Annotated in this window: 1 pseudogene; it reads right to left on the reverse strand. The window is 66.1% G+C overall.

Annotated features, from left to right (window positions below):
• Positions 1-124: pseudogene (locus tag GV790_RS30415) on the reverse strand (pyridoxal-phosphate dependent enzyme); the annotation flags it as partial.
• Between the last annotated feature and the right edge of the window lie 106 nt (positions 125-230).

Consider the following 230-nt stretch of genomic DNA (forward strand, 5'->3'; position numbering starts at 1 on the left):
CGAACATGGTGAGCAGCTGCCGCCGCTCCACCGAGGTGTTCTCCGGCATCACACACACCAGCTGATAGCCCTTGAGCTTGGCCGCCATGGCGAGTGAGATCCCGGTATTGCCGCTGGTCGGTTTGCGCAACCTGTCCCCGCAGTGGGAGGGCGAGCATCCGGTGCGGTTGTGGGCCAAGCTGGAGGATCGCAACCCCACCGGGTCGATCAAGGATCGCCCGGCCCTGCGC

This window comes from Nocardia cyriacigeorgica (assembly GCF_010858045.1).
Taxonomy (GTDB): Bacteria; Actinomycetota; Actinomycetes; order Mycobacteriales; family Mycobacteriaceae; genus Nocardia; species Nocardia cyriacigeorgica_E.